The sequence below is a fragment of the Streptomyces sp. NPDC001493 genome, from assembly GCF_053597235.1.
Window position 1 is genome coordinate 171,354 of the sequence record NZ_JBSFHV010000002.1, and the last position, 24,709, is coordinate 196,062.

General features: G+C 71.9%; 23 protein-coding genes and 1 pseudogene. 4 read left to right on the forward strand and 20 right to left on the reverse strand.

The window, feature by feature from the left end:
• Window positions 1-22 precede the first annotated feature (22 nt).
• Complete coding sequence (locus ACWCWD_RS03300; protein ID WP_450769863.1) at window positions 23-604, forward strand: XRE family transcriptional regulator; 582 nt, start codon at window positions 23-25, stop codon at window positions 602-604.
• 17 nt (window positions 605-621) lie between these two features.
• Here ACWCWD_RS03300 and ACWCWD_RS03305 read toward each other — a convergent pair whose 3' ends face one another.
• The 12 genes and pseudogenes from ACWCWD_RS03305 to ACWCWD_RS03360 form a co-directional block, all read right to left on the reverse strand.
• The gene (locus ACWCWD_RS03305; RefSeq protein ID WP_450769864.1) at window positions 622-1,494 is read right to left on the reverse strand and encodes an alpha/beta hydrolase; all 873 of its coding nucleotides are present in this window, start codon (window positions 1,492-1,494) and stop codon (window positions 622-624) included.
• 124 nt (window positions 1,495-1,618) lie between these two features.
• Window positions 1,619-2,848: a kynureninase gene (kynU, locus tag ACWCWD_RS03310; protein ID WP_450769865.1), complete on the reverse strand. Its 1,230-nt coding sequence runs from the start codon at window positions 2,846-2,848 to the stop codon at window positions 1,619-1,621.
• On the reverse strand, window positions 2,841-3,689 hold the full coding sequence (locus ACWCWD_RS03315) for a tryptophan 2,3-dioxygenase family protein (protein ID WP_450769866.1): 849 nt from the start codon (window positions 3,687-3,689) through the stop codon (window positions 2,841-2,843). Before ACWCWD_RS03315 ends, kynU begins: the two co-directional genes overlap by 8 nt.
• A 252-nt stretch (window positions 3,690-3,941) precedes the next feature.
• Window positions 3,942-4,355 (reverse strand): DUF3151 domain-containing protein, encoded by a 414-nt coding sequence (locus ACWCWD_RS03320; RefSeq protein ID WP_328720367.1) that lies wholly within the window; start codon window positions 4,353-4,355, stop codon window positions 3,942-3,944.
• 104 nt (window positions 4,356-4,459) lie between these two features.
• Window positions 4,460-6,142 (reverse strand): MFS transporter, encoded by a 1,683-nt coding sequence (locus ACWCWD_RS03325; RefSeq protein WP_450769867.1) that lies wholly within the window; start codon window positions 6,140-6,142, stop codon window positions 4,460-4,462.
• Window positions 6,143-6,211: 69 nt separating this feature from the next.
• Window positions 6,212-7,372 carry a MalY/PatB family protein gene (locus tag ACWCWD_RS03330; RefSeq protein WP_450769868.1) on the reverse strand — a complete coding sequence of 387 codons (1,161 nt, stop codon included), beginning with the start codon at window positions 7,370-7,372 and terminating at the stop codon, window positions 6,212-6,214.
• Between the two features lie 196 nt (window positions 7,373-7,568).
• Window positions 7,569-8,591, reverse strand: a complete 1,023-nt coding sequence (fbaA, locus tag ACWCWD_RS03335) for a class II fructose-bisphosphate aldolase (RefSeq protein ID WP_266707035.1) — start codon at window positions 8,589-8,591, stop codon at window positions 7,569-7,571.
• 205 nt (window positions 8,592-8,796) lie between these two features.
• Window positions 8,797-9,336 carry an orotate phosphoribosyltransferase gene (gene pyrE, locus ACWCWD_RS03340; RefSeq protein WP_450769870.1) on the reverse strand — a complete coding sequence of 180 codons (540 nt, stop codon included), beginning with the start codon at window positions 9,334-9,336 and terminating at the stop codon, window positions 8,797-8,799.
• 32 nt (window positions 9,337-9,368) lie between these two features.
• On the reverse strand, window positions 9,369-10,160 hold the full coding sequence (locus ACWCWD_RS03345; RefSeq protein ID WP_450769871.1) for an aldose epimerase family protein: 792 nt from the start codon (window positions 10,158-10,160) through the stop codon (window positions 9,369-9,371).
• Window positions 10,161-10,181: 21 nt separating this feature from the next.
• On the reverse strand, window positions 10,182-11,114 hold the full coding sequence (locus ACWCWD_RS03350) for an SRPBCC domain-containing protein (RefSeq protein ID WP_450769873.1): 933 nt from the start codon (window positions 11,112-11,114) through the stop codon (window positions 10,182-10,184).
• Between the two features lie 33 nt (window positions 11,115-11,147).
• Window positions 11,148-12,749, reverse strand: a complete 1,602-nt coding sequence (locus ACWCWD_RS03355; protein ID WP_450769874.1) for a polyamine aminopropyltransferase — start codon at window positions 12,747-12,749, stop codon at window positions 11,148-11,150.
• Between the two features lie 324 nt (window positions 12,750-13,073).
• Window positions 13,074-13,586: pseudogene (locus ACWCWD_RS03360) on the reverse strand (DUF2617 family protein); the annotation flags it as partial.
• 865 nt (window positions 13,587-14,451) lie between these two features.
• On the opposite strand from ACWCWD_RS03360, the gene ACWCWD_RS03365 reads away from it, so the two are divergent.
• Window positions 14,452-15,618 carry a pyridoxal phosphate-dependent aminotransferase gene (locus ACWCWD_RS03365; RefSeq protein ID WP_450769876.1) on the forward strand — a complete coding sequence of 389 codons (1,167 nt, stop codon included), beginning with the start codon at window positions 14,452-14,454 and terminating at the stop codon, window positions 15,616-15,618.
• Between the two features lie 80 nt (window positions 15,619-15,698).
• Here the strand turns inward: ACWCWD_RS03365 and ACWCWD_RS03370 are convergent, their stop codons facing one another.
• The 4 genes from ACWCWD_RS03370 to clpB form a co-directional block, all read right to left on the reverse strand.
• Window positions 15,699-15,944: a hypothetical protein gene (locus ACWCWD_RS03370; RefSeq protein WP_450769877.1), complete on the reverse strand. Its 246-nt coding sequence runs from the start codon at window positions 15,942-15,944 to the stop codon at window positions 15,699-15,701.
• A 101-nt stretch (window positions 15,945-16,045) separates the two neighbouring features.
• On the reverse strand, window positions 16,046-16,531 hold the full coding sequence (locus ACWCWD_RS03375; protein WP_450769878.1) for a prevent-host-death family protein: 486 nt from the start codon (window positions 16,529-16,531) through the stop codon (window positions 16,046-16,048).
• Between the two features lie 284 nt (window positions 16,532-16,815).
• Window positions 16,816-17,367: a YbjN domain-containing protein gene (locus ACWCWD_RS03380; protein ID WP_450769880.1), complete on the reverse strand. Its 552-nt coding sequence runs from the start codon at window positions 17,365-17,367 to the stop codon at window positions 16,816-16,818.
• A 188-nt stretch (window positions 17,368-17,555) separates the two neighbouring features.
• Complete coding sequence (clpB, locus tag ACWCWD_RS03385) at window positions 17,556-20,171, reverse strand: ATP-dependent chaperone ClpB (protein WP_450769882.1); 2,616 nt, start codon at window positions 20,169-20,171, stop codon at window positions 17,556-17,558.
• 171 nt (window positions 20,172-20,342) lie between these two features.
• Here clpB and ACWCWD_RS03390 point away from each other — a divergent pair, with 171 nt between their 5' ends.
• A complete protein-coding gene (locus tag ACWCWD_RS03390; RefSeq protein WP_450769884.1) occupies window positions 20,343-20,747 on the forward strand; it encodes a pyridoxamine 5'-phosphate oxidase family protein in 405 nt (134 codons plus the stop codon).
• Between the two features lie 147 nt (window positions 20,748-20,894).
• On the opposite strand, the gene ACWCWD_RS03395 is transcribed toward ACWCWD_RS03390, so the two are convergent.
• Window positions 20,895-21,215, reverse strand: coding sequence for a (2Fe-2S)-binding protein (locus ACWCWD_RS03395; RefSeq protein WP_450769886.1), 321 nt, complete (start codon window positions 21,213-21,215; stop codon window positions 20,895-20,897).
• Complete coding sequence (locus ACWCWD_RS03400; protein WP_450769888.1) at window positions 21,212-21,685, reverse strand: hypothetical protein; 474 nt, start codon at window positions 21,683-21,685, stop codon at window positions 21,212-21,214. Before ACWCWD_RS03400 ends, ACWCWD_RS03395 begins: the two co-directional genes overlap by 4 nt.
• 140 nt (window positions 21,686-21,825) lie before the next feature.
• Here ACWCWD_RS03400 and ACWCWD_RS03405 point away from each other — a divergent pair, with 140 nt between their 5' ends.
• Entirely contained in the window at window positions 21,826-22,809 is a 984-nt protein-coding gene (locus ACWCWD_RS03405; RefSeq protein ID WP_450769890.1) for a helix-turn-helix transcriptional regulator, read from the forward strand.
• A 132-nt stretch (window positions 22,810-22,941) separates the two neighbouring features.
• Here the strand turns inward: ACWCWD_RS03405 and ACWCWD_RS03410 are convergent, their stop codons facing one another.
• Both ACWCWD_RS03410 and dnaJ read right to left on the reverse strand, forming a co-directional pair.
• A complete protein-coding gene (locus ACWCWD_RS03410; RefSeq protein ID WP_450769891.1) occupies window positions 22,942-23,388 on the reverse strand; it encodes a heat shock protein transcriptional repressor HspR in 447 nt (148 codons plus the stop codon).
• Window position 23,389: 1 nt separating this feature from the next.
• The gene (dnaJ, locus tag ACWCWD_RS03415) at window positions 23,390-24,580 is read right to left on the reverse strand and encodes a molecular chaperone DnaJ (RefSeq protein WP_450769893.1); all 1,191 of its coding nucleotides are present in this window, start codon (window positions 24,578-24,580) and stop codon (window positions 23,390-23,392) included.
• Window positions 24,581-24,709: the final 129 nt, after the last annotated feature.

Below are 24,709 nucleotides of genomic sequence, written 5' to 3' on the forward strand. Positions count from 1 at the left end.
CGGAACGCATAGCATCTTGCGTATGACGCAAGACGGTGAACTCGACTCCCTGGTCCGCAAGCGGATACGCGGACTCCGTACCGCGCAGGGCTGGTCGCTCGACGATCTGGCCGCGCGCTGCTTCCTCAGCCCGTCCACCCTGAGCCGTATCGAGACCGGCCACCGGCGGATCAGCCTCGATCAGCTCAGCACCATCGCACGCGCCCTCGGAACCACCCTGGACGCGCTGGTGGAGTCGGTGTCCGACGAGGACGTGGTGATCCGCCCGCAGCACGACGCGGAGTGCGGCACGACCACCTGGCTGCTGAACCGGAAGGGCGGGCAGCCGGGTGTCACCGTGGTCCGGATGAGCATCACCGCGCCCGAGCCCCGGCACGGGCGGGACGAGTTGAAGGTCCACCCGGGCGGCAACGACTGGTTCACCGTGCTCTCCGGCACGGTCGTGCTGCTGCTGGGGGACCGGACGATCACGGTCGAGACCGGCGAGGCGGCGGAGTTCTCCACGATGGTCCCGCACGCGTTCGGCTCACGCGGCGGTCCGGCGGAGATCCTCGCGATCTTCGACCGCGACGGCCGGCGGACCCACCTGCGCCAGGAGCACTGATCCGCCGGACGCGCGTCTCACCAGGCGAGCTGTTCCAGCTCGTCCGCCACCAGCGCGCAGGCGTCCGTCGAGGGGTCGATGAGCGGGAAGTGGCCGATCTCGTCCAGCAGGGTCAGCCCGACGGTCTCCCCCGCCGTCGCCGCCGCGGCGACGAACGCCTCCGCGACCGGCTGCGGAACGACGATGTCGTCGCAGCCCTGCACGATGTGGGTCGCGATCCCGGTGGGCAGCAGGACGGCAGGGTCGACGTGCGGGCGCCGTTCGGCGAACCCCTCCTCACCGCCGAGGAGTTCGTGGACGGCCCCGGAGCAGATGCCGAGCTTCGCGGCGGTCAGCAGGTCGGCGATCGGCGCCAGCGCCACCACGCCGCGCAGCGGCGGAGGCTCGGGCAACCGCCACGGCGACCCCACGGGCAGCACATGCCGGGCCGCCGCCCAGAGCGCGAGGTGGCCGCCCGCCGAGTGCCCGGTGACGACGATCCGCCGCAGGTCGGCCTCCGGCAACTCCCGTGCCGCGATGGCCGGGACGGCGTCCATCGCGGCGGCCACGTCGTCGAAGGTCTCGGGCCAGCGGCCCGCCGCGTTCCCCTCCCCCGCCGAGGACGGGTCCGGTCCGCGCCGGTACTCCACGCTGGCGACGGCGAAGCCGCGGTCGGTGAGGAAGGCGGCGAGCGGCGACACGTGGCGGCGGTCGTACGGGGCGCGCCAGGCGCCGCCGTGGAGCAGGACGACGAGCGGCATGTTGGTCCACCCGTGCGCCGGAGCCCAGAGGTCGATGACCTGGTCGGGGTGGTCCCCGTAGGCGACGGTCCGGTCGGGGGCGATCTCCGCATTGGCGAACGCCGACTTCTCCTCTACGGCGTCCCGATCGCGCGCGGCGGAATCCGACATTGTTGCTCCAACCATCCTTTGGGCTGCCCCACTTGTCCGACCTGCGGGGACCGTACCAGGCCCCGGAGCGGTCTCCGGACGGAGCGGGCCCGCCCCGGCTCCGTCCGCGACCGCTCCGACGCCGTCACCTCTGCGCGGCCGACCCCGCCGGCACGTCCGCCAGCACCCCGGCCAGCACCCGGGCGGCCCGCTCCGCATCGGCGAAGCCGACGTACAGCGGGGTGAATCCGAACCGGAGCACGTCGGGGCGGCGCAGGTCGCCGACCACACCCCGCGCGATCAGTTCGCGCATCACCGGCTCGGCCTCGGCGCACCGCAGCGCGACCTGGCTGCCGCGCTCGGCGTGCGCGGCCGGGGTGACGGAGACGACCCGGCCCCCGGGGGCGTACGCCTCGACGCACTCCAGGAAGAAGTCCGTCAGGGCAAGGGACTTGGCGCGTACGGCCTCGATCGGGACGTCGTCCCACACGTCGAGCGCGGACTCCAGCGCCAGCATGGAGAGGATGTCCGGCGTGCCGACCCGGCCCCGGACGGAACCTTCGGCGGGCTCGTACCCGGGGGTCATGCCGAACGGGTCGGCGTGCGAGTTCCACCCCGGCAGCGGGGAGTCGAAGACGCCCTGGTGGCGCTCGGCGACGTACAGGTACGCGGGTGAACCCGGGCCGCCGTTCAGGTACTTGTACGTGCAGCCGACCGCGAGGTCCACGCCGTGCTCGTCCAGTCCGACCGGCAGCGCACCGGCGCTGTGGCAGAGGTCCCAGACCACGACGGCCCCCGCGCGCTGCACGGCGGCGGTGAGCGTGGGCAGATCGTGCAGCCGCCCGGTGCGGTAGTCGACGTGGTTCAACAGCACTGCCGCCGTACGGGAGTTGACGGCGCCCGGGACGTCGGCGGGGTCGACCGGGACGATCCGGTGGCCGGTCATCCGGGCGGCCGAACCGGCGATGTAGCCGTCGGTCGGGAACGTCGAGGCGTCGACCATGATCTCGTCCCGGCCGCCCGGCGCGAGGCGGGTCGCGGCGACCAGCGCCTTGAAGATGTTGACGCTGGTGGAGTCGCCGGCCACGATCCGGCCCGGTGCCGCGCCGACGATCGGCGCGATGCGGTCGCCGACCCGCTCGGGCGCGGTCCACCAGCCGCTCTCGTCCCAGGACCGGATGCGCAGCTCGCCCCACTCGCGGGTGAGGACGTCGTGCAGCCGGTCGGGCACGTGGACGGGGAGCGCGCCGAGCGAGTTGCCGTCCAGGTAGACGCTCTCGTCGAGGGTGAACAGCTCGCGCATACCGGCGAGTTCGTCGGCGGCGTCGAGCTTGGCCGCACGGTCCGCCAGCAGGCGGTGGTTGGTCTCAGACATGACTGCGGGCCGTCCAGAGTTCGGGGAACACATTCTTCGAGGCGCGCTTCTCCAGCCACGCCACTCCGGCGGAGCCGCCGGTTCCGGTCTTCGAGCCCATGGCCCGCCGGGTCGCCACCAGGTGGTCGTTGCGCCAGCGCCAGACCAGCTCGCCGACGTCCGTGAGCAGCTCGCCGAGGCGCACCAGCTCGTCGTACTTCTCCGGTTCGGCGTATATCCGGGTCCAGACGGCCTCGATCACCGGGGAGGGTTCGTACTTCTGCCGCAGGTCACGGCCGAGGACCGACTGCGGCACCGGGTGCCCGCGCCGCGCGAGCAGCGCCAGCGTCTCGTCGTAGAGGCTCGGCTGGCTCAGCGCCTTCTCCAGCTCGGCGTACACGCGCGGGGAGCCCCGGTGCGGGACGAGCATGGAGGCGGACTTGTCACCGAGCAGGAACTCCATCCGCCGGTACATCGCCGACTGGAAGCCGGAACCCTCGCCGAGCGCGCCCCGGTAGGAGTTGAACTGGGCGGGGGTGAGCTGGGCCAGCGGCCGCCAGGACGCGTTCAGGGCCTCCAGCTCGCGCAGCGAGCGCTTCAGGGCGTCCCGCGCGTCCGGCAGCCGGTCCTCGCGCAGGGCCAGCGCCGCCGTCTCCCACTCGTGGACCAGGACGGTGAACCACAACTCCATGACCTGGGTGGTCACGAGGAAGACCATCTCGCCGGGATCGTCGGAGCGCAACTGCTGCAAATGGGTGAGAACGTCCGCCTGGACGTAGTCCTCGTAAGGAGTCGTTCCCGCGAAATCGAGGTACGGGGTCTCCGCACCGGTCTCTTCGGAATCGGGGTGTTTCGCCGACATCGCTGTCTCCTCGACACGAGCTTCCGGGTAGCGGTCCGCCCCGTCCTAGCTGGGTGGGCTCCGGTCCCCTGCGGCGCATCCTATGACCGGAAACCCGCGAGGCGCCCGGCCGCGGAGAACTTGATCCGCCCGGCCCGCGCCCCCCGCAACGCATACCGGCCCGCAGCCGACAAAGCGGTCTGCGGGCCGGTTGACCAGGCACGACGGAGGAACGGCGGACGCCGTGGGGCTGTCCCGCGCCTCCTGGTGGGATCAGCCCAGGATGTCGGCCGCGGTCGGCGAGGAGTCGCGGAGGAAGGTCGAGCAGCGCTCGTACTCCTCCTGCTCGCCGATGGCCCCCGCGGCGCGCGCGAGGGCGTGCAGGGCGCGGAGGAAGCCGCGGTTCGGCTCGTGCTCGAACGGCACGGGCCCGTGGCCCTTCCAGCCGGCCCGGCGCAGGGCGTCGAGCCCGCGGTGGTAGCCGGTGCGGGCGTAGGCGTACGACTCGATGACCCGGCCGCCCTCGAAGGCGTCGTCGGCCAGCTGCGCCCAGGCGAGCGAGGAGGTGGGGTACTTCGCCGCGACCTCGGCGGGCGGGGTGCCGCCGGCGAGCAGCCCGCGCGGCTCCGGGTCGTCGGGCAGGTGGGTCGGGGCGGGGCCCCCGAGCAGGTTCTCGTGGATGGACATGGGTCCCAGTGTGCCTGGCACCCCGGCGTGACGGGACACCGCCCGGCCCGCCGCCGGGCCCCCGCAGCCGCGCCCGCCGGCCCCTCCGCGCCGCGAGCGGCCGGTCACTCCTCGGAGGGCCGCCGGGCGGGCTCCAGGGGCGGCGCGACGACCCCGCAGTGCACGGTGCACTCGGGGCGGCAGGGCGCCCCGGCCGGATGCGCCCCACCGCCCTCCGTCCGGTCGCGGTCGGCGTCCGGGGACGGGGAAGGCGCAGGAGCCCGCCCCGGCGTCCGCACCGTGCAGAAGGCGAGCACCGCCCCCGCCACCAGGAGCCCCGCGCACATCGGCATCGCCCGCCGGAAGGTCGAGGCGAACTCGCCCGCCTCCCGGTACGCCTCCGGGCCCATGCCCGCCAGCAGCGGCAGCGCGGCGACCGCGATCAGCCCCGCCGCACGGGCGGCGGCGTTGTTGATGCCGCTGGCCAGCCCCGCCTGCCCGGTGTCCACCGCCGCCAGCACGGTCGCGGTGAGCGGCGCGACGAGGGTGACGAGGCCCAGGCCCAGCACCACCACGGCGGGCAGCACCTCGCTCAGGTACCCGGTCACCGATGCGCTCCCCGGCCCGACCCGCAGCATCAGCAGCATGCCCGCGGCGGCCAGCAACGGGCCGACGGTGAGCGGGATGCGGGGGCCGATGCGGTGGCCCAGTTCGCCGGAGGCGGCCGAGAAGAAGAGCATCAGCACGGTCGTCGGGAGCAGCGCGGTACCCGCGCCGAGCGCCGTGTACCCGGCGACGACCTGGAGCTGGATCGCGGAGAGGAAGAAGAACCCGCCCAGCGCCGCGTACACGCAGAACGTCACCAGGTTGACGACGGTGAACAGCCGGGAGCGGAAGATCGCCGGAGGCACCATGGGGTCCGGCCGCCGCCGCTCCACCCGTACGAACGCCGCCCCGGCCACCACCCCGCCCACCGCCGCCCCGATCACCGCGGGCGAGGCACCGCTCCCCGGCGCCTCGATCAGCGCGTACGTCACCAGGGCCAGCGCCACCGCCGCGAGCACCGCCCCGAGGACGTCGAAGCGCCCGTGGGCGCGCGGGTCCCGGGACTCCGGCACATGGCGCAGCGCGACCGGTACGCAGAGCGCGGCGACCGGCAGGTTGAGCAGGAAGACCCACCGCCAGCCGGGCCCGTCGACGAGCCAGCCGCCCACGAACGGCCCGATGGCCGCGCCGACCCCGCCGAAGCCGGACCAGAGCCCGACCGCCCGGGCCCGGTCGTCCGGGTGGAAGCTCGCCTGGATGAGCGCCAGCGACCCCGGGGTGAGCAGCGCCCCGCCGATGCCCTGGAAGGCGCGCGCCGCGATCAGCACGGCGGCGTTCGGCGCGACGGCGCAGACCAGCGAGGCGAGGGCGAACCAGACGACGCCGACGACGAAGACCCGCCGTCGCCCGTACCGGTCGCCGAGCGCCCCGCCCAGCAGGATCAGCCCGGCGAGCGTCAGCATGTAGGCGTTGACGGTCCACTGGAGCGCCGCGAGGTCGGTGCCGAGGTCCTCGCCGATCCGGGGCAGCGCCACGTTGATGACGGTGGAGTCCAGCATCGCCATGCCGGAGCCGAGGACGGTGGTCAGGACGATCCACCGCCCGGGCGCCGAGGCGGCCCGGATCTCCCCGGCGGCCTTCGGCGCACCGGCACCGCCCCCGCCGTCCGTCCGCGCGGCCGTGCGGTCCGGCGTGCGGTCCGGCGCGCGGTCCGGGGCCGTGCGGTCCCGGGGTGTCGGGGGTCCCTCGGGGGTTTCACCCATGGGGGCAGCATCGCCGCTGTCCGCCGGGGCGGCCAGTGGGCCCCGGCCTCCCCCGTACGCCCGTGGCGGCTACCGCAGCGAGCGGATCGCCCGGACCAGCGCGTCGACGCCCGCCTCCGCCTTGGCGCGCGGGCAGCCGACGTTGAGCCGTACGAAGCCGTCGGAGCCGTAGACCCCGCCCGGCATGATGGCGACCTTCTCCCGCTCGATCAGCACCCGCTGGAGGGCGTCGTCGTCCAGGCCGAGCGGCCTCAGGTCGATCCAGGCGAGGTAACCGGCCTGCGGCGGGCGCCAGTCCAGCTCCGGGAAGGCGGCGCGCAGCCGCTCCTCGACCAGGGCGAGGTTCCCGGCGATGTACGTACGCAGCTCGTCGAGCCACGGCCCGCACTCCCGGTACGCGGTGATGTGGGCGGTCAGCGCGAGCACCGCCGGGGACTCAAGACCCTCGGCCGTGGCCATCCGCCGCAGGTACTCGGCCCGGTCTGCCGGGTCGCCGATCAGGCCGTAGGAGCCGCTCAGCCCGGGGAAGTTGAAGGACTTCGACCCGGAGGTGATGAGCGCCCAGCCCGCGGGGCCCCGGTCCGCCACCCGGGTCCACGGCACGTGGTGGTGCCCGTCGTGCGCGAAGTCCGCGTGGATCTCGTCGCTGATCACCCGCACGCCGTGGAGCGCGGCCAGCTCCGCCATCCGCGTGAGCTCGGCCTCCGTCCACACCCGCCCCGTGGGGTTCTGGGGCGAGCAGAGCAGCAGCACCTTCGCGTCCGGGCGGGCGAGTTCCCGCTCCAGGGCCGCGTCGTCACCGACCGGTACTCCGCGCATCTCGCGCCCCAGGCCGAGGATCGCCTTGCGGAAACCGTCGTACGTCGGGGTGTGGGTGACCACCGCGTCGCCGGCCCCGGTCCACATCCGCAGCAGCTGGGAGAGCTGGTTGAGCACCGAGGGGCCGTAGACGAGCTGCCCGGTGTCGATGGCGGTGCCGTAGCGGGTGGCGAACCAGTGGGCGATCGCCGAACGGAAGTCGTCCTGCTGCCAGTCGGTGTACCCGAACACCCCGTGGTCGATTCGGGCACGCAGCGCGTCCAGCACCTCGGGCGCGGTCCGGAAGTCCATGTCGGAGATGGTGAACGGCAGCAGCCCGTCCACCCCGAACCGGTCGGCGACCCCGTCCCACTGCACGCTCCAGGTACCGCGGCGGTCGACGACGGCGTCGAAATCGTAGGACGGACTCACAGCGGTACCTCACACGGTTCGGTCGTACTCATGGTTCGGTCGTTCACGGTCGGCGCGGCCCGGGGTGGCGTCCGGTGTCGCTCCGGGTGTCGTGCCCGGGGCCGCACATGCCACGGGCCCGACCTCACCGGGGATCACCCAGGAGCATCGGGCCCGCGACGACGCGGTACGGGACCCTGCGGCCCCGTACCCGCGCTTACTTCAGCTTCGTGCCCGTGGAGCGCAGGTTGGCGCAGGCCTCGGTGACGCGCACGGCCATGCCCGCCTCGGCGGACTTGCCCCAGGTGCGGGGGTCGTAGGTCTTCTTGTTGCCGACCTCGCCGTCGACCTTCAGCACGCCGTCGTAGTTGCTGAACATGTGGTCGGCGATCGGGCGGGTGAAGGCGTACTGGGTGTCGGTGTCGAGGTTCATCTTCACGACGCCGTTCTCCAGCGCGGTGGCGATCTCCTGCGCGGTGGAGCCGGAGCCGCCGTGGAAGACGAAGTCGAACGGGGAGGTCTTGCCGTACTTGGCGCCGACGCCCTCCTGGAGGTCCTTCAGGAGCTCGGGGCGGAGCACGACGTTGCCCGGCTTGTAGACGCCGTGGACGTTGCCGAAGGAGGCGGCCAGCAGGTAGCGGCCCTTCTCGCCCAGGCCGAGCGCCTCGGCGGTACGCAGCGCGTCGTCGACGGTGGTGTACAGCTCGTCGTTGATCTCGTGCGTGACGCCGTCCTCCTCGCCACCGGTCGGGGTGATCTCGACCTCAAGGATGATCTTGGCGGCGGCAGCCTTGGCGAGCAGCTCCTGACCGATGGCCAGGTTGTCCGCGAGGGTCTCGGCCGAGCCATCCCACATGTGGGACTGGAACAGCGGGTTGAGGCCCTTGGCGACGCGCTCGGCGGAGATGTCGAGCAGCGGGCGGACGTAGCCGTCCAGCTTGTCCTTGGGGCAGTGGTCGGTGTGCAGCGCGACGGTGATGTCGTACTTGGCAGCGACGATGTGCGCGAACTCGGCGAGGGCCACGGCGCCCGTCACCATGTCCTTGTTGTACTGGCCGCCCAGGAACTCCGCACCACCGGTGGAGATCTGGACGATGCCGTCGCTCTCGGCCTCGGCGAAACCGCGCAGAGCCGCGTGGAGCGTCTGGGTCGAGGTCACGTTGATGGCCGGGTAGGCGAACTTGCCTGCCTTCGCCCGGTCGAGCATCTCGGCGTAGACCTCGGGGGTTGCGATGGGCATCTGTCCGCTCCTTGGGATGTGCGGGTGTGCAGTGCTGGTCCCTGACCTGGGGGCGACGTCATCGTCGTGCCCATCTTCCCAGACTCCTGCGGGGACTCCACCCGGAGGACCCCCGTAGAAACGGGTCCGGGGCGCACCGTTTCACGTGAAACGGTGCGCCCCGGAGAAAACCGCAGGTCAGAGGGGAAGCTCCCCTCTGGTTGGCTCAGGCCAGGTCGAGATCGGCGACCGAGTAGACGTGCAGGTACGGCAGTCCGGCCTCGGCGATGGCCGGGGCAGCGCCCCGCTCCACGATCGTGGCGACGGCGACGACCTCGCCACCGGCCTCGCGAACGGCCTCGACGGCGGTCAGCGGCGATCCACCGGTGGTCGAGGTGTCCTCGACCACCAGGCAGCGGCGGCCCTTGACGTCGGTGCCCTCGATGCGGCGCTGCATCCCGTGCGCCTTCTGCGCCTTGCGGACGACGAAGGCGTCCAGCGAGCCACCACGCGCGGCGGAGGCGTGCAGCATCGAGGTGGCGACCGGGTCGGCACCCAGGGTCAGACCGCCGACGCAGTCGTAGTCGAGCTCGGCGGTGGCGTCGAGCATGACCTGGCCGACCAGCGGCGCGGCCTTGCCGTCCAGCGTGACCCGGCGCAGGTCGATGTACCAGTCGGCTTCCAGACCCGAGGAGAGGGTCACCTTGCCGTGCACCACGGCCTTGTCCTTGATCTGCTGGAGCAGGTCAGCGCGTACGTCAGTCATACCGTCGAGAGTACGTGGCGGGGCGGACTCCCTCAGAGCCGAGCCCAGCTCCAGGTGGTCTCCATCTCCAGCGGCTCGATCGGCGTGACCAGGCGCGGAGTGGAATTCAGCCCGTTCGGCGGGCCGGACTGCGGTTCCACGCAGAGCGCCTCGTCCTGCTCGTCGTAGATCACGACCCACTCGTCGCGGCTGGTGACGGTCAGCTCCAGCTGCTCCGGCCAGGTGACCGTGGCCTTCACGCCCTCCGGCATCCCGAAGCAGTCGTCCCAGGGACCGGGGAGCGGGTCGATCCTGCGGCCGGTCGGCATGTGGTCCGCGCCGCGCTCCTCCTGCCAGGCGGCGTCGAAGGAGAGCTGGGCGTCCTGGCCGCCGATGTTCCGCAGGAACCAGGGGTGCCAGCCGGCCTGGGCCGGGAAGGAGTCGCCGTACGTCTCCACGGACATGCGAATCGTCAGGGCGTCCCCGGAGAGTGCGAAGGTCTGCGTCACCCGCCCCTGGTACGGCCACGGTTCGGCGAGGTCGTAGTAGAAGGCGGCCTCTCCCTCCAGCTCCCGCGCGGTGGTCCAGGAGGTGTCGCGGCCCGTGCCGTGGATGGCGTGCGGCGGCGAATTGAGCGGCAGGGTGTGCACCGTGTCGCCGTTGCGGAACTCGCCGTACGCGGTTCTCCCGACCCACGGCACCATGGGGAAGCAGCCGTACCGCTCGCCCTGGCGCAGCAGTTCGGTGCCCGCGATCCGCAGGCTGGTGATCCGGCACCCCCGGACGGGGTCGATGGTCAACTCGGCGTCGCCGGCGGTCAGCCGGATGCTCTTCTCGCTACTCACGGAACGACCCTACTGTCGCGCTCACCCACGGCGCCGCAGCGCCCGCCCCACGACCACGGCGGAGGCGATGGCGAGAGCCGCCGCCGGGGCCACCCACCGCAGGGTGGAGGAGGCGGTGGTGGTCTCCGGCGAGGGCACGGGCGCGTACCGGCCGCGCGGCGGCGCGTGGTCCACCTCCTCGGCGCTCCGCCCGATCATGGTGCGCCGGGCGTGCGCGGCCTCGGCCGGCGGCTCGTCCGGGACGGCGAACTCGATGTCGGCGCTCGCGCCGAGCGAGGGGGGCGGCACCGGGGCGTCGAAGAGGGACCCGGTGCCCGCACCGGCCGGGGTGTCGGTGTCGCCCCCGTCGGGACGCGTCTCCGCGTCCGCCTGCGCCTCGATGCCGGTGCTGCTGTCGGCGTCCTCGTACGGAGCGGCGGCGGGAGGCGACTCGACGGGAGGCGTACCGGCCGTTCCGGGCGCCTCACCCGCCTCACCGGCCCCCGGAGTCCCCGGCGTCCCGTGGGCGGCCAGGCTCTCCGTGACGAGCTGCTGGGTGAACCGGTCGAGCAGCCGACGGGCGGCGACGCGAACGGCCTCGGCGTCGAGCTCGGCGAGCCGGCCGTCGCCGGTGGCGGTGCCCGTGTAGCGGATCGTCGTACCGGACGCGCCCTCTTCCTCGCTCCCGGAGTCCTCCAGGGCGATCGTCAGGGCCAGCTTCACCGCGCCCGCGCCCCGGGCGGCGGTGCCCTCCCCGGTGACGGAGACGGTGTCCTCGCCCGCCGCGGTGAGCTCCAGGGCGCCCCGGTAGGTGATCGTGTGGCCGTCCACCCGGAACCGCAGCCGGCCGGCGAGCGGCGCGGACGCGGCCGCGTCCTGCTGGAGGGACGGGACGCAGCGCGCCACCCTGACGGGATCGCCGAGCGCGCTCCGCAGGGACGCGACCGGAACCGGAACGAACACCTCATGCTCCATGAATCCGAGCCTACTCACGCTCCGCCCGTCGCGTCAGGTCTCCGAGGCGTAGCGCGGATGCAGCAATGTGGACGGCGGCTGCCCCGGCAGCCGCATCGCCTCCGCGGCCCGGCCGGCCGCCGCCAGCCCTTCCGCGCCGAGGGACCGCAGGGCGGGGGTTCCGGGGCCGAGCCCGAGCACCGGCGGCGCACCGCCCGGGGCCGCCAGCACGAAGCCCCAGTCCTCCTCGGCGCCCGTGTCGCCCGGCACCCGGTCCGGACTCGCGCCGAACCCGGTACGCCGCCCGAGGACCCGGTACGGCCGGGTCGCCATGCCCGCCGCGTGCACGGTGGCGTCCACCGTCCAGTAGGTGCGCGGGCGCTTCCCCGGCGGCCCCGCGTGCACCACGAACCGGCCGCCCGGGGCGACCGCCCGCCTGACCAGGCCGTAGAACTCGGCGGAGTACAGCTTGGTGCTCGCGGTGATCCCCGGATCGGGCAGATCGGATATGACCACGTCGTAGCGGTCGTGCGCGGACCGCAGCCAGGTGAACGCGTCCGCGTTGACGGCCGTCAGCCGCGGGTCCTCGTAGGCCCGGGCGTTGAGCGCGGAGAGCGCGGGGTCGGTACGGGCCAGCCGGGTGACCCCCGGGTCCAGCTCGACCACCGTCACCCGGGTCACGTCGGGGTAGCGCAGCACCTCGCGGGCGGCCAGCCCGTCACCGCCGCCGAGCACCAGCACCCGGGCGTGCGGCCCGCGCATCGCGGGGTGCACGAGGGCCTCGTGGTACCGGGACTCGTCGCGGGCGCTGACCCGCAGCCGGCCGTCGAGGTAGAGGTCGAGGGTGTCGCGCCCGGAGCCGGTGAGGACGACCTCCTGCACCCCCGTCTGCACCGCGACCCGCACCTCGCCCCCGTAGACCGCCCGGCGCGCGGCCCGCTCGAAGTCGTCCACCAGCACGGTGGCGGTGGCCAGCAGCGCCATCGCGCAGATCCCGGCGAGGACGAGGAGCCAGCGGGACCGGGTGGTGAGGTCGCGGCGGAAGAGCCAGAGGATCAGGGCCCCGCCCGCCGCCGCGTTGACCGCACCGGTGAACAGCGCGCCGGTCAGCTGCCCCAGCATCGGCAGCAGCAGGAAGGGGAAGGCGAGGCCGCCGACCAGGGCGCCCACGTAGTCCGCGGCGAAGAGGTCCGCGACGGTGCCGCCCGCGTCCTGCCGGTCGACCCGCTGGATCAGCGTCATCAGCAGCGGGATCTCCGCCCCGATCAGCACGCCGATCGCCACCGAGAACCCGACCAGCGCGACGCGCGACTCCCCGAGCCAGGCGAAGGAGGCGTAGAGCACGAGGGCGGAGAACCCGCCGACCAGCGCGAGCGCCACCTCGATCAGGGCGAAGCCGACGGCCGCGTGGCAGCGCAAACGTTTCGCGAGCAGCGAGCCGATGCCCATCGCGAAGACCATCACGGAGAGCACCACCGAGGCCTGGGTCACGGAGTCGCCGATCAAGTACGAAGCCATGGCGACCAGTTCGAGCTCGTACACCAGACCGCAGGCGGCGCAGACGAACACGGAGGCCAGCACGAGGAAGCGGCCGGTCCGCGGGCGTACGGGAAGGGGTGCCGCACCCCCGAGAAGGGGCACCTGCTGGTCGATCATGTCGGGAACGCTACGTCACGATTCCTTCGCATCCTGTCACCCGCAAGGGTGCACCTGAGGCTTCGCAGCGAGCGCCCGGCGTGCGCCGACCGCCCCCCGGCGCACGCCAACACCCCGCACGCCGCACGCTTTTCGGTCACCTCAGAGCACCAGGGCGGGCGCACCGGCCCCGGCGGAAACAGCGGCCACCCCGGACACGGCCGAAGCGGCCTGAAAAGCCGTAGCCATCACGGGAGTTGAGCGCTCCACGAACGACGGAACGCTCCCGGCGACCACCCCCGACCCCGCACCCACCCCCGTCCTGGGCACCACCACACCGCCCTGCGGCGCCGGGATCCGCACTCCGACCCGGGTCCGCGTGGCGACCAACTGCCCGTCCTGCGGGTACGCGTGCCACGTACGCCACCGCACCTGCCCCTCCGAGCGCTGGGCCAGCATCGCGGTGAAGGCGTAGGGGCTGCCCGGAAAGGTGCCCGCCAGCCCGTGCGGGTGCTCGGCCACCAGGGCGAGCAACTCCTGTGCCCGCGCGGCGAACTGGCCCTCGTTGAGGGTCTCCACGCGCGCGGCGAACTCGTACTCCCGGTCGCCGAGCTGCTCGGCCACCCCCAGCGGCAGCGGGGTTCGTGTTCCGGGGAGGCAGGCCACGGTCTCCGAACAGGTGAGGCCGCCCTCCTCCAACAGGACCTGGTGAGAGGCGCCGAGCAGCCTCAACTGCATGGTGGCGCCGCCGAGCTGGAGATCCAGCACGGCGAGGGCGGGCAGCGGCTCCCTGCCGAGCGCCCACGCCAGGTCGGCAGCGCGGGTGTCGGAATAGGCCGTCTGGAGGGACGTGAGCATGGGTCGGCTCCGCAAACGCAGGGACACATGAGCAGGGGGCGCCGCCGGAGGAGAGACGTGGGAGGAGGGAAGCGCCAGATCCGGCCCAACTGGGGTCCGTGGGCTGAAATGTTCTGTCAAACGAGGGAATCACGAACTACGCCGCACTCACCGCGTTTTTGACCAACTTGACGTGGTTTCCATCCCCTGGGGGGCAATACAGCTCAACTGTTCAACCAGAAAGCCCCCGTGTGCCACCGGCGGCGTCGAAGATCCACAACACGACGGGGCCCGACCGGAGTTGATCACCCCGGCCGGGCCCCGAAATTCCTCAGCGCCCACCGGGCGCACCGGACCGCGTCAGCTGCCGCCGCCGCAGCCACCTCCCCCGCCGCACGAGGACCCACCGCCGCACGAGTGGCCGCCTCCGCACGAGTGCCCGCCGGAATGCCCCCCGGAGTGCCCGCCCGAGTGGCTGGAACCACCATCCCCGGACGAGCCGCCGTCACCGGCCCACCAGCTGTCCCCGGACGACCGCCCGCGCCCCGACGAGCGGCGCGCCTTCTTCGTACTCACCGTGTATCCGCGCGGTCCGCTCCGGGTCGCGAACCCGCCGGACGCCGGCCGGTTCCTCCCCGACCACCGCACGGCCGTCACGACGACCCCCGCGACCGCCAGCGCGATCAGCGCCATCAGGACGTACGCCACCGCCCTCACATCCTTCCGTCCCCCGTGGCGGCCCCCGCCGCCTCCGAATACCGATCCGGATGCCTGCGGGATGCCCCGCCCGCATCCGCGCCAAAGCGGACTTGAGCATCTCCAGAGCTTGCCGACAGGATGACCACGGGTCCCGGAGACGCCGGCCCGCATCGAGGACGGTGGAGAGATGAGCCGCAGGCCACTGCTGAACCGCAGGCTGGACGGGCACGGGACGACGATCTTCGCGGAGATGTCGGCCCTGGCGCTCACGACCGGAGCCATCAACCTGGGACAGGGCTTCCCCGACACCGACGGCCCCGAGGAGGTCCGCGAGGCCGCGGTCCGCGCCCTGCGCGAGGGCAAGGGCAACCAGTACCCGCCGGGCCCGGGCATCCCGGAGCTCCGCCGGGCGGTCTCCGGGCACCAGCAGCGCTTCTACGGCCTCGGCTTCGACCCCGACACCGAGGTCCTGGTCACCGCGGGCGCCACCGAGGCCATCGCCGCGAGCATGCTGGCCCTCCTGGAGCCGGGCGACGAGGTCATCGCCTTCGAGCCCTTCTACGACTCGTACGCGGCGTGCATCGCCATGGCAGGCGGCGTCCGCGTCCCCCTCACCCTGCGCGCCCCGGACTTCCGCCCCGACCTGGACGCGCTCCGGGACGCCATCACCCCGCGCACCCGGCTGCTCCTCCTGAACAGCCCGCACAACCCGACCGGCATGGTCCTCACACCCGAGGAGCTGTCCGCCATCGCCGAACTCGCCGTCGAACACGACCTCCTGGTCGTCACCGACGAGGTCTACGAGCACCTCGCCTTCGACGGGGACCACGTTCCCCTCATCTCCCTGCCCGGGATGCGCGACCGGACGGTCTCCATCTCCTCGGCCGGCAAGACGTTCTCGTTCACCGGCTGGAAGATCGGCTGGGTCACCGGCTCCGCCGCCCTGGTCACCGCCGTCCGCACCGCGAAGCAGTACCTCACCTTCGTGAGCGGCGGCCCCCTCCAGTACGCCGTGGCCGAGGCCCTGGCCCTCCCCGACGCGTTCTTCACCGCCTTCCGCGAGGACCTGCGCGCCAAGCGCGACCTCCTCGTCGCCGGCCTCACCGCCGCCGGCTTCGAGGCGTACGTGCCCCAGGGGACGTACTTCGTCACCACCGACGTCGCCCCCCTGGGCGAGAAGGACGGCATCGCCTTCTGCCGCTCCCTCCCGGAGCGCGCCGGCGTCGTCGCCGTCCCCAACTCCGTCTTCTACGACGACCGGGAGGCGGGCCGCACCCAGGTACGGTTCGCGTTCTGCAAGCGGCAGGGTGTGCTGGAAGAGGCGGTCACCCGCCTCAAGCGATTGGCGGTCTGACAGGGAGCGCGAAAAGAGCGCCGGCGGTTCACTTCGGGGTGCGGGGCCTGCTCAAGCCCCGCACCCGAAGCGAACACGGTTCACTCGGTGTCCTTGGGATGTCGCGGGGAGGCGTACACGAGGATCACGGTAGAGGTCTCCACACTGACCAGGTAGCGCACTCGACCACCGCTGGTGACCTCGTACTCCCACTGTTCCAGGTCGGATCCCTTCCACGCCTTGGTGGCGTGCCTGCCGCGCAACTGATGCTGACGATTCCAGTTGGACCGGGTCAGGGGGTCACCCCGGAGAGCGTCCAGGCAGCGATGCGCGCTCGGCAGGGCCACGCGACACAGTTCCTCCCAACCCGTCACCGCCTCTGTGGTCCCGAAGACGACGTTCCACCCGTGGAGGGGCGGAACGCTGACTCGGTCTCCCTCCTTCGGGCTCACCCACGCACCTCGACCTGGCCGAGGTCATCACCATCGAGCGGACGCAGCGATTCCCTGAGCTGTTCGGGATCAGCATTGATGCGAGCTGTGGCGCGCCAGGAGACGATCGCGCGGTGCACGGCCTCTCCCGCCCCCAGCTCGGCGGCGTCCGACAGGGCTTCGAGAAGCTCGACAGTGAAGGCCCGGACCTCTTCCGCGTCCAGGTGCCGCGCCCAGGGGAACACCTCGGGCAGTGCGAGGAGGAGCGCCCTGGCACCGTCGTCCTGCTTCATCAGCGCGAGGAAAAGCCGCGAGGCGGTGGTCAGGTTCTCCTCCGCGTCCTCCGCGCGGGCAGCCGTGGTCAGCACCATGTCTGGTGCGTCCCGATGTGTGACTCGAAGCCGCCCCAGGGCGGCAGCTCTGGCCGCGACGCCTTTGGGGTTGCGGGAGAGATCGGTGAAGGAGACGGATTCCGTTTCTGCTTCCAGACGCGCGGTAGACATAATCAGAGCGTACTCAGATCACGATCTGATTTCAAGGGAGGCTGTCCGGCCTTCGATGCGCGCGCCTTGACCTTCTGCAAGCGGAAGGCTTCCTGGAAGAGGCGGTCGGAAGGCTGGCCGGGCTGCGGAATCACTGATCCGGAGCGCGGCCCGCCGGGCCCCAGTCGCCCGCCCGCCCGGAAACACCGACGGCCGGGGCGGCGGTCGTGGTGACCGCCGCCCCGGCCGGGCGTCGTGCGAGCGCGTCGTGCGGGTGCGTCGTGCGGGGTGCCGAGCGCGGTGGGTCAGCCCTCGGGCGTCTCGTCCGCGGACTCTTCGGCCTTGTCCTCGGCCGGCGCGAGGCCGAGGCGCTCGACGAGCCACTTGTCGAACTCGATGGAGGCGCGGACCCAGCTCACCGTCGAGGAGACGAAGTGCTCCAGGGCGACGCCGGTGCCGATGAGCATCTGCGCCTCACCGATCAGGCGGACCGAACCGGCCTCGCCCTCCTCGCCCTCGTGGGAGTGCGTGTAGACCTTGGGCCACAGGGTGCGGCGGTTCCAGTCGTCGATGGCGTCCAGCAGGACGGCGCGCTGGTCGAGGGCGTGCGGGCGGTCGTAGAACGTCCGCACCGAGAAGACCTGCTGGTCCGCCTCGCCGCGGAACATGAAGTACGTACGGAACTCTTCCCACGGCGCCGCGAGGTCGCCCTCGTCGTCGACGACGAACTTGAGCTCCATCTGCTCCAGGAGCTGCTTGACGAGGTCCTGGTCAGGGACGACGGGGCCCTCCGGTCCTGCCGCCTGCGGTTCGGGCTGGCCCCCGAAATTAGGAATCGAGGACGGATCGATGCTCACCGTTATTTCCCTTCGTGCGGTTGTACGCCATCCTCCCCCATGGCGGGCGGGGAATGGCAACCCCCAACGGGCCCGATCCGCTCCCGGCGGACAGGATCGGCGGCCAGGACCGGCAGGGCCGTCGGGTACGAGGACGGCGCGCCGCCGTCCCCGTACCCCTCGCCCCCGCCGGCTCCGGTCCGCGGACCTCAGCGCACCGCCCCCACGATGAGCCCGCCGTCCCCGCCGGACTCCGCGTCCCCGAACACGTCCACGCGTACGGTGTCGCCGTCCGCGATCTCGCCCGCGAGGATCTCCCGGGCGAGCTGGTCGCCGATCGCCGTCTGGATGAGGCGGCGCAGCGGCCGGGCGCCGTAGGCCGGGTCGTTGCCCTTCTCGGCGAGCCAGGCCAGCGCGGCCGGGGTGACGTCGAGGGTCAGCTGCCGGTCGGCGAGCCGCTTGGCGAGGCGGCCGATCTGGAGCCCCGCGATGTGCGCGAGTTCGTCGCCGGTGAGCGCGGAGAAGACGACCAGGTCGTCCAGCCGGTTCAGGAACTCCGGCTTGAACGAGGCCCGTACGACCTCCAGCACCCGGTCCTTCTTCGCCTCGGGCTTGAGCAGCGGGTCGACCAGGAACTGGCTGCCGAGGTTGGACGTCAGGATCAGGATGGTGTTGCGGAAGTCCACCGTCCGGCCCTGGCCGTCCGTGAGCCGGCCGTCGTCCAGCACCTGGAGCAGGATGTCGAAGACCTCCGGGTGCGCCTTCTCCACCTCGTCCAGCAGGACGACGCTGTACGGGCGGCGGCGGACCGCCTCCGTCAGCTGGCCGCCCTCCTCGTAACCGACGTAGCCGGGCGGGGCGCCGACGAGCCGGGCGACGCTGTGCTTCTCGCTGTACTCGCTCATGTCGACACGGACCATGGCCCGTTCGTCGTCGAAGAGGAAGTCCGCCAGCGCCTTCGCCAGCTCCGTCTTGCCGACGCCGGTGGGGCCGAGGAAGAGGAACGAGCCGGTGGGACGGTCCGGGTCGGCGATCCCGGCCCGGGTGCGGCGCACCGCGTCCGACACCGCGCGGACGGCCTCGCTCTGGCCGATCAGGCGCTTGCCGAGCTCCTCCTCCATCCGCAGCAGCTTCTGCGTCTCGCCCTCCAGCAGCCGGCCGGCCGGGATGCCCGTCCAGGCGCCGACCACGTCGGCGATGTCGTCGGAGCCGACCTCGTCCTTGACCAGGGTCTCCTTGGGCGTCTCGGCCGCCACCTGCTCTTCCTCGGTGGCCTCCTCCAACTCTCGCTCCAGGCCCGGGATCTCGCCGTAGAGGATCTTGGACGCGGTGTCGAAGTCACCGTCACGCTGGGCGCGTTCGGCCTGGCCGCGCAGGTCGTCGAGGCGTTCCTTCAGCTCGCCGACCCGGTTGAGGCCCTGCTTCTCCTTCTCCCAGCGGGCGGTGAGGCCGCGCAGCTCCTCCTCCTTGTCGGCGAGGTCGCGGCGGAGCTTCTCCAGCCGCTGCCGGGAGGCGGGGTCGGTCTCGTTCTTCAGCGCCAGCTCCTCCATGTGGAGGCGGTCCACGGCGCGTTGGAGCTCGTCGATCTCGACGGGCGAGGAGTCGATCTCCATGCGCAGCCGGGAGGCGGCCTCGTCCACGAGGTCGATCGCCTTGTCCGGGAGGAAGCGGGAGGTGATGTAGCGGTCGGACAGGGTCGCGGCGGCCACCAGCGCGGCATCCGCGATGGAGACCTTGTGGTGCGCCTCGTAACGCCCCTTGAGTCCACGCAGGATCGCGATGGTGTCCTCGACGCTCGGCTCGGCGACCAGCACCTGCTGGAAGCGGCGCTCCAGGGCGGGGTCCTTCTCGATCCGCTCGCGGTACTCGTCGAGCGTGGTCGCGCCGACCATCCGCAGCTCGCCGCGGGCCAGCATGGGCTTGAGCATGTTGCCCGCGTCCATGGCGGAGTCGCCGCCCGCTCCGGCGCCGACGACGGTGTGCAGCTCGTCGATGAAGGTGATGACCTTGCCGTCGCTCTCCTTGATCTCGGAGAGGACGGTCTTCAGCCGCTCCTCGAACTCGCCGCGGTACTTCGCGCCCGCGACCATCGCCCCGAGGTCGAGGGAGACCAGCCGCTTGTCGCGCAGCGACTCGGGCACGTCGCCCTTGACGATGCGCTGGGCGAGCCCTTCGACGACGGCGGTCTTGCCGACGCCGGGTTCGCCGATGAGGACCGGGTTGTTCTTCGTACGGCGCGACAGCACCTGTACGACGCGGCGGATCTCCTGGTCCCGGCCGATGACCGGGTCGAGCTTGCCCTCACGGGCCGCGGCCGTGAAGTCCGTACCGAACTTCTCCAGGGCCTTGTACTGACCCTCCGGGTCGGGTGTGGTCACCCGTCGCCCTCCCCTGCTCTTCTCGAACGCGGCCAGCAGCTTCTTCGCACTGGCCCCCTGAGCTCCGAGGATCTCACCGGCCCGGCCACCCTTCTCCGCCACCGCGATCAGCAGGTGCTCGGTGGAGACGTACTCGTCACCGAGGTCCTTGGCGCGGCGCGCGGCGTCCTCGACGACGGCGAGCAGCTCGCGGTTGGGCTGCGGCGGTGCCACGGTGGAACCGGTGACGCTGGGCAGCGCGCCGAGCAGCCGCTCGGTCTCCGTGCGTACGGCGGCCTGGTCGGCCTCCACGGCGGCCAGCAGATCGATGATGTTCTCGTTGTCCTCACCCGCGAGCAGCGCGAGCAGCAGGTGTGCGGGGGTGAGATCGGGGTGTCCGTCCTTCACGGCCCTGCTGGTGGCCGCGGTGAGGGCGTCCCTGCTCTTGTTCGTCAGCTCGGCGTCCACGTGCGCTGTCTCCTCCTCAACGATCGCGTCTTACCCAGGCTGTCCACCTGGCCCATGCTTCGACCAACGTGCACAAAGTTGAGTCTATTCCACTCAAGGCTGGGATTCGAGCGAACCGGGCCCGGCGAGGGCGCCAGAAGCGCGCCGCGGGGCGGCTCATACGCTTCGGACATGGCCGTCGACGTGCGCAACCCCAGCCCCGAGTACCTCGCCTTCTGGCGCGAGTACCACCTCTGCACCCTGACCACCCTGCGCCCGGACGGCACCCCGCACGTGGTGCCCGTCTGCGTGACGTACGACCCCGGGGCGGGACTGGCCCGCATCATCACCGACGGCGGCAGCCGCAAGGTCGCCCACATCCGGGCGGCGGGGCCCGAGGGGGCGCGGGTCGCGGTCTGCCAGATGCACCGCGCGCGCTGGGCCACGCTGGAGGGCCGCGCGACGATCCGTACGGAGCGGGAGGTCGTCGAGGACGCCGAACGCCGCCACACCGAGCGGTACGGGCGCGAACCGAGGGTCAACCCGACCCGCGTGGTCATCGAGATCGCCCTGGACCGGGCACTGGGCCGCGCCTGACCATGAGCGTCGGACGGGAAAGGCGGGCCCAGGACGGGGCCGGCGAAATGTCCCGGGGCAAGCACAACGGCGCCACCGTGTCAGGTCACGGTGGCGCCGCTGTGTGGGGGACAGCACTTGAGCGATGCTGTACTTCGGGGGAATCGCTCAAGCGCTTCGGGGGGTGGCGGAAATGGTCTCGGGGTCGAACAGTTCATGGTCGCGCTGGTCCAGATTGACGAAGATCATGCCGTACCGGACCGCGCAGCGGACGGGCTGTGGGGCGCCACGTGGCCTGCGCAGACAGCGGTAGGCGCTGATCTCTTCGCCCTCCTCCATCACGACGACCACAGGTTCACCGAGCAGGGTGACCATCAACGAGTCACCCGGGCCCGGCAGAGCGGTGAGCAGGTCGACGAAGTGCCACCCCGAGCGATAGGCCGAAGCCATCTCGCGCCGGAAGATCCGGTCGTCCGGCGGGGTGGTCATGCGTCTGCGGAGGCCGGAAGCGAGTCCCAGCCGATGTCACCCTGGACCTTGTTCAACGAGTCCCAGCCGATGTCGGCCTGGACCGCGGCGAGCGAGTCCCAACCGATGTCGCCCTGGACCTTGTTCAACGAGTCCCAGCCGATGTCACCCTGGCCCTTGCCCGGCACGGGCCAGCCGATGTCCGCCTGGACGGCAGCCAGCGAGTCCCAGCCGATGTCACCCTGGACCTTGTTCAACGAGTCCCAGCCGATGTCACCCTGAGCCTTGGCCAGCGAGTCCCAGCCGATGTCGCCCTGAACCGAGTTCAGCGAGTCCCAGCCGATGTCACCGGGCGTCTTCTGAGCCGTGTTGTCCCAGCCAATGTCCCCCGGGACAGCAGCCGCCTCACCGTCCCAGCCGATGTCGCCCGCGCCCACCAGCCCAAAACCCAAGGCCGCGACGAACGAGGCGGCAAGCACCGAGCGAAGCATTCGCTTATCCATAATCGGCTTCGTCCTCACTTGTGGATTCATCTCCCCCGCTCCTAAGACGATGTCTCACGCGACCCTGTGAACACCACAGAGTCGATGCATCATGTTCTTGCATGTTCAGGAACCTGGGGGGTGGAGAAATGATCACAAGTAACACAAAAACGACACATCCTCACGGGATCACCGAACTGTGTGAGGACGGAAAGCGTCTCTATTCGGGCGCACTGCGCTCCGGACGCATCGCGCGCGACGAGGTCGAACCCGCACCGTGTCTCATGGAGTTCGCCCTGTTGCACGCCGATCCCGACGACCCGGACTGGCTGCGGCCCGTACCGCCGTCCACCGCGCTCGCGCAGCACGTGAACCCCCTGGAGCGCGAGATTCAGGAGCGCAGACGGCACTCGGTCCGGCTCACCCAGTCCTTCCAGCCGTTCATGGAGATCAGCGCCCAGGGGCCGCCCGCCACCCACGCCATCACCGTGCTGGAGGGCGTGAACCGTATCAACGGCGCACTGGACATCGCCACCGCGGAGTGCCGCACCGAGGTCCTCACCATCCAGCCCGGCGGCGGCCGGAACGAGGACCGGCTGGGCAAGGCGCTGGAGCGCGGCCTCTCCGTCGTGGACCGCGGCATCCGGATGCGGACGCTGTACCAGCACACGGTCCGCTACAGCCCCAGCACCCTGGCCTACGCGGAACGCATCGCCGACGTGAACGTGGAGATCAGGACGTCCGAGGAGCTCATCGAGCGGCTCATCATCTTCGACCGCACCGTCGCCTTCATCCCTGCCCAGGACGACCGTCAAGTCGCCCTGGAGCTCCGACACCCGGGGCTGGTCGCCTATCTCGCGTCGGTCTTCGAGAAGTTCTGGACCCGCGCCACCCCGCTGCTGGAGGAGGTTCGGTACGAGCCCACGCCGGACGGCATCAGCGCCGTCCAGCGGTCCATCGCCCACCTCCTCGTCGAGGGGCACGTGGACGACTCGATCGCGCGCCGGCTCGGGATGAACGTACGCACCTGCCGCGCGCACATCGCCAAGCTCGCCGCCACCCTCGGCAGCAGCAGCCGCGCCCAACTCGGCTTCCTGATCGCCCAGTCGGGCATCCTCAACGAGGACGACTGACAGCCGGCACCGCACCGCGGCACCCCCGCACGACGGAAGGGCCCGCACCCCCGCACGACGAAGGGCCCGCCCTCCGGAATCACCGGAAGGCGGGCCCCACGCGCGGGACGGGCGGCACGCGCCCGTCCGGCGTCAGTCCTTCGGCCGCTTGGGCCGCCAGACGACCAGCGCACTGGTCTGCTGCACGTCCTGGTACGGCACGAGGTCGCGCCGGTACGAGGCGTGCACCTGGGCCTCGGCCTGCCGCATGGCGACCGCCGCCCCGTCCACCGCGTCGGCCAGCTCGGCGACGCGCTGCTGGAGCGCGGCGACCTGGTTCTCCAGCTCGATGATGCGCTTGATGCCGGCCAGGTTGATGCCCTCGTCCTGGGACAACTGCTGGACGGTGCGCAGCAGTTCGATGTCACGGGCCGAGTAACGCCGTCCGCGGCCGGCCGTGCGGTCCGGGGAGACCAGGCCGAGGCGGTCGTACTGACGGAGCGTCTGCGGGTGCAGGCCCGAGAGCTGGGCCGCGATCGAGATCACGTACACCGGGGTCTCGTCGGTCAGTTCGTACGGGTTACGTCGGCGGCCGTCCATCTCAAGCTCCCTTCGCGGCCTGGAACAGGTCGGCCCGCGGGTCCTCGATCGCGGTCGCCTTGCGGTAGGCCTCCAGCGCTTCCCTGGCTTCGTCGCCCAGCTCGGTGGGGACCGCGACCTCCACGGTGACGAGCAGGTCGCCCCGGGTGCCGTCCTTGCGCACGGCGCCCTTGCCACGGGCGCGCATCGTACGTCCGTTCGGGGTACCGGCGGGGATCTTGAGGGTGACCGGAGGGCCACCCAGCGTGGGCACCTTCACCTCGCCGCCGAGCGCCGCCTCCGGGAAGGTGACGGGCACGGTGACGGTGAGGTTGTCGCCCTTGCGGCCGAAGACCGGGTGCGCGTCGACGTGGACGGCGACGTAGAGGTCGCCGGCCGGACCGCCGCGCTCGCCCTGGCCGCCCTTGCCGCGCAGCCGGATGCGCTGCCCGTCGGAGACGCCCGCCGGGATGCGGACCTGCATGGTGCGGGCGGACTTGGCGCGACCGCTGCCCTTGCAGACCTCACAGGGGTTCTCGGCGATCAGGCCGCGGCCCTTGCAGTCCACGCACGGGTCGGTGAGCGAGAACCCGCCACCGCTGCCGCGCGAGACCTGCCCCGTACCGACGCAGGTCGGGCAGACCCGCGGGGTGCCGTTCTTGTCACCGGTGCCGGAACACGCCTTGCAGGGTGCCTGGCTGGACATCCGCAGCGGGACCGTGGCCCCGTCGACGGCCTCGGTGAAGCTGAGCGTCACCTCGGTCTCGATGTCCTGGCCCCGGCGCGGCTGCACCCGGGTACCGGCGGCGCCGCCGCGGTTGAACAGCCCGCCGAACACGTCGCCGAGCCCGCCCCCGCCGCCGAATCCGCCGCCGCCCTGGCCCGCACCGCCCTGGGCACCCCCGAAGAGGTCGCCCAGGTCGAAGCCGCCGGGGAAACCGCCCCCGGCACCGGGACCGGGCCGGAACCCGCCGTTGCCGAAGAGGGCGCGCGCCTCGTCGTACTCCTTGCGCCGCTTGGCGTCCCCGAGGACGTCGTTCGCCTCGGAGATCTCCTTGAAGCGCTCCTCGGCCTTCGCGTCGCTCTTGTTGGCGTCCGGGTGGAACTCGCGGGCGAGCTTCCGGTACGCCTTCTTGATCTCGGCGTCGGTGGCGTCCTTCGGGACGCCGAGGACCTTGTAGTAGTCCTTCTCGACGAAGTCCTTCGTGCTCATCGACGTCCCTCCTTCCGGACGATCGGCCGTGGGCCTCTCGCGTACGACATGTCCGGCTCACGGGGAGCGCTGTCGCTCCCCGGTCGACGCCGGTTCCTGGACGAGGCCCTGACGGCCGGCCCTGGGGCC

What these genes read in the sequence shown, in the direction of transcription:
- ACWCWD_RS03300 (WP_450769863.1), top strand. Translation starts at nt 23, where the DNA reads ATGACGCAAGACGGTGAACTCGACTCCCTGGTCCGCAAGCGGATACGC.
- ACWCWD_RS03305 (WP_450769864.1), bottom strand. Translation starts at nt 1,494, where the DNA reads ATGTCGGATTCCGCCGCGCGCGATCGGGACGCCGTAGAGGAGAAGTCG.
- kynU (WP_450769865.1), bottom strand. Translation starts at nt 2,848, where the DNA reads ATGTCTGAGACCAACCACCGCCTGCTGGCGGACCGTGCGGCCAAGCTC.
- ACWCWD_RS03315 (WP_450769866.1), bottom strand. Translation starts at nt 3,689, where the DNA reads ATGTCGGCGAAACACCCCGATTCCGAAGAGACCGGTGCGGAGACCCCG.
- ACWCWD_RS03320 (WP_328720367.1), bottom strand. Translation starts at nt 4,355, where the DNA reads ATGTCCATCCACGAGAACCTGCTCGGGGGCCCCGCCCCGACCCACCTG.
- ACWCWD_RS03325 (WP_450769867.1), bottom strand. Translation starts at nt 6,142, where the DNA reads ATGGGTGAAACCCCCGAGGGACCCCCGACACCCCGGGACCGCACGGCC.
- fbaA (WP_266707035.1), bottom strand. Translation starts at nt 8,591, where the DNA reads ATGCCCATCGCAACCCCCGAGGTCTACGCCGAGATGCTCGACCGGGCG.
- pyrE (WP_450769870.1), bottom strand. Translation starts at nt 9,336, where the DNA reads ATGACTGACGTACGCGCTGACCTGCTCCAGCAGATCAAGGACAAGGCC.
- ACWCWD_RS03350 (WP_450769873.1), bottom strand. Translation starts at nt 11,114, where the DNA reads ATGGAGCATGAGGTGTTCGTTCCGGTTCCGGTCGCGTCCCTGCGGAGC.
- ACWCWD_RS03355 (WP_450769874.1), bottom strand. Translation starts at nt 12,749, where the DNA reads ATGATCGACCAGCAGGTGCCCCTTCTCGGGGGTGCGGCACCCCTTCCC.
- ACWCWD_RS03365 (WP_450769876.1), top strand. Translation starts at nt 14,452, where the DNA reads ATGAGCCGCAGGCCACTGCTGAACCGCAGGCTGGACGGGCACGGGACG.
- ACWCWD_RS03375 (WP_450769878.1), bottom strand. Translation starts at nt 16,531, where the DNA reads ATGTCTACCGCGCGTCTGGAAGCAGAAACGGAATCCGTCTCCTTCACC.
- ACWCWD_RS03390 (WP_450769884.1), top strand. Translation starts at nt 20,343, where the DNA reads ATGGCCGTCGACGTGCGCAACCCCAGCCCCGAGTACCTCGCCTTCTGG.
- ACWCWD_RS03395 (WP_450769886.1), bottom strand. Translation starts at nt 21,215, where the DNA reads ATGACCACCCCGCCGGACGACCGGATCTTCCGGCGCGAGATGGCTTCG.
- ACWCWD_RS03400 (WP_450769888.1), bottom strand. Translation starts at nt 21,685, where the DNA reads ATGCTTCGCTCGGTGCTTGCCGCCTCGTTCGTCGCGGCCTTGGGTTTT.
- ACWCWD_RS03405 (WP_450769890.1), top strand. Translation starts at nt 21,826, where the DNA reads ATGATCACAAGTAACACAAAAACGACACATCCTCACGGGATCACCGAA.
- ACWCWD_RS03410 (WP_450769891.1), bottom strand. Translation starts at nt 23,388, where the DNA reads ATGGACGGCCGCCGACGTAACCCGTACGAACTGACCGACGAGACCCCG.
- dnaJ (WP_450769893.1), bottom strand. Translation starts at nt 24,580, where the DNA reads ATGAGCACGAAGGACTTCGTCGAGAAGGACTACTACAAGGTCCTCGGC.